At 72.2% G+C, this 2759-nt stretch carries 1 protein-coding gene; it reads left to right on the forward strand.

Annotated features, from left to right (window positions below; all coding sequences use genetic code 11):
• Positions 1–2759: SDR family NAD(P)-dependent oxidoreductase (locus tag ACFZDI_RS35890; protein WP_391256758.1), on the forward strand; the 2759-nt coding region annotated here is incomplete at both ends.

The raw sequence follows: 2759 nt of genomic DNA on the forward strand, positions 1-2759 counted from the left end.
GGACTCGACGCCGAAGGCGCCCCGCAGCTCGCCGCCGAACTGGCCGAACTCGGCGCCGACACCGTGGAGATCGCCGCCTGCGACGCCGCCGACCGTGAGGCCGTCGCGGCCCTCCTCACCGGTGTCCCCGCCGAGCGTCCCCTCGATGCCGTGATCCACACGGCCGGTGTCCTCGACGACGGTGTCATCAACGCCCTCACCCCCGAGCGTTTTGACACCGTGCTCCGCCCCAAGGCGGACGCCGCGCTCAACCTCCACGACCTCACCAAGGACCTGGACCTCTCCGCCTTCGTCCTCTTCTCCTCCGCCGCCGGTGTCTTCGGCGACGCGGGCCAGGCGAACTACGCGGCCGCCAACACCTTCCTCGACGCACTCGCCCACCACCGCCACGCGCTCGGCCTGCCCGCCACCTCACTCGCGTGGGGCTTCTGGGAGCAGCGCAGCGGCATCACCGGACACCTCTCGGCCGCCGACATCGAGCGCATCAAGCGCTCCGGCATGCTGCCGATCTCCTCGCAGCTCGGCATGTCCCTCTTGGACGCCGTCATCTCGTCGTCGGACGAGGCACTGCTCGTGCCCATGCCACTCGATCTCGCCGCGCTGCGCGGCCAGGGCACAGCTCTGCCCGCGCTGCTGCGCGGTCTGGCAGGATCTCCCGCCCGCCGTGTCGCCGGCGGTAAGAGCACCGGCGCCGAGACGTCATCGCTGGCTCTCCGCCTCGCCGGGCGTCCGGAAGGTGAGCAGAGCGGCGTACTGCTCGACCTGGTGCGCACTCACGTCGCGGCCGCTCTGGGCCACGGCGGCGCGGACGCCGTCGCGCCGAAGCGCGCCTTCAAGGAGTTGGGCTTCGACTCCCTCACCGCGGTCGAACTGCGCAACCGCCTGGGCGGCGAGACCGGGCTGCGGCTCCCCGCGACCCTGGTCTTCGACTACCCGACGCCCGCCGCACTCGTCGACTTCCTGCGCACCGAACTCCTCGGCGCCACGGGGACCGACGCGAGCGGCACGACCGGCGCCAACTCGCAGGTGGTTCCGGTCGGCACGCCGGGGTCGGACGACGACCCCATCGTGATCGTGGGTATGAGCTGCCGCTTCCCCGGTGGGGTGTCCTCCCCGGAGGAGCTGTGGCAGCTGCTGCTCGACGGGCGTGAAGGGCTCTCGCCGTTCCCGACGGACCGCGGCTGGGACGTCGAAAGCCTGTACGACCCGGATCCGGCGAAGACGGGCACGACCTACGTCCAGGTCGGTGGGTTCCTGGAGGGGGCGGGCGACTTCGACCCCGCGTTCTTCGGGATCTCGCCGCGCGAGGCGCTCGCCACGGACCCCCAGCAGCGTCTGATGCTGGAGGCGGCCTGGGAGGCCTTCGAACGTGCGGGTATCGACCCCGATTCGGTGCGCGGCAGCCAGACCGGTGTCTTCGCCGGTGTGATGGCCACCGACTACTTCCCGGGCCTCCAGTCCGTCCCCGAGGACCTGGAGGGCTACCTCAGCACCGGCACGTCCGGCAGCGTGGCCTCGGGCCGCGTCTCGTACGCGCTCGGCCTCGAAGGCCCGGCCGTCTCCGTCGACACCGCGTGCTCGTCCTCGCTCGTCGCCCTGCACCTGGCCGTGCAGTCGCTGCGGCAGGGTGACTGCTCGCTGGCGCTGGTCAGCGGTGTCACCGTGATGGCGGGGCCGGACACGTTCGTCGACTTCTCGCGCCAGCGCGGCCTCGCCCCCGACGGCCGCTGCAAGGCCTTCGCCGGTGCCGCCGACGGCACCGCGTGGGCCGAGGGCGTGGGCATGCTGCTGGTCGAAAAGCTGTCGGACGCGCGGCGCAATGGCCACCAGGTGCTCGCCGTCGTCCGTGGTTCCGCCGTCAACCAGGACGGCGCCTCCAACGGCCTGACTGCTCCGAACGGCCCCTCGCAGCAGCGCGTCATCCGCCAGGCCCTGGCGTCGGCGGGCCTGACGCCCGGTGACGTGGACGTGGTCGAGGCGCACGGCACGGGTACGCGGCTCGGTGACCCGATCGAGGCCCAGGCGCTGCTCGCCACGTACGGCCAGGGCCGCGACGCGGACCAGCCGCTGTGGCTCGGCTCCGTGAAGTCCAACATCGGTCACACCCAGGCGGCCGCCGGTGTCGCCGGTGTCATCAAGATGGTCATGGCGATGCGGGAGGGTGTCCTCCCGCGGACCCTGCATGTGGATCAGCCGTCGCCCGAGGTCGACTGGTCGGCGGGTGCGGTGTCGCTCCTGACCGAGGCACGGGAGTGGCCGCAGACCGGGCGCCCGCGCCGGGCCGGCATCTCGTCGTTCGGCCTGAGCGGCACGAACGCGCACACCATCATCGAGCAGGCGCCGGTCGATGACTCCGAAGCGTCCGCCGAGGCGGCCCCCGAGGCCCCTGTCGTCGGTGGGGTCGTTCCGTGGGCCCTGTCGGGCAAGACGGAGGACGCGCTGCGGGCGCAGGCCGTGCGGCTGCACTCCTTCCTGCGGAACAACTCCGACCTGCGTCCGGCCGATGTGGGCTACTCCCTCGCCGTCACCCGGGCCCGCTTCGAGCGCCGGGCCGTCATCACCGGCTCTGACCTGGATGAACTCCTGGCAGGAACCGCCGCGTTGGCGGCCGGCGAACACTCCGGGTCCGTGACCACGGGCAGCATGAGCAGCGGGCGGCTGGCCTTCCTGTTCACGGGGCAGGGCAGCCAGCGGGCCGGAATGGGCCGCGAACTGTACGAGACGTATCCGGTGTTCGCCGCGGCTTTCGATGAGGTGTG

This window comes from Streptomyces sp. NPDC007907 (assembly GCF_042959365.1).
Classification (GTDB): domain Bacteria; phylum Actinomycetota; class Actinomycetes; order Streptomycetales; family Streptomycetaceae; genus Streptomyces; species Streptomyces indiaensis.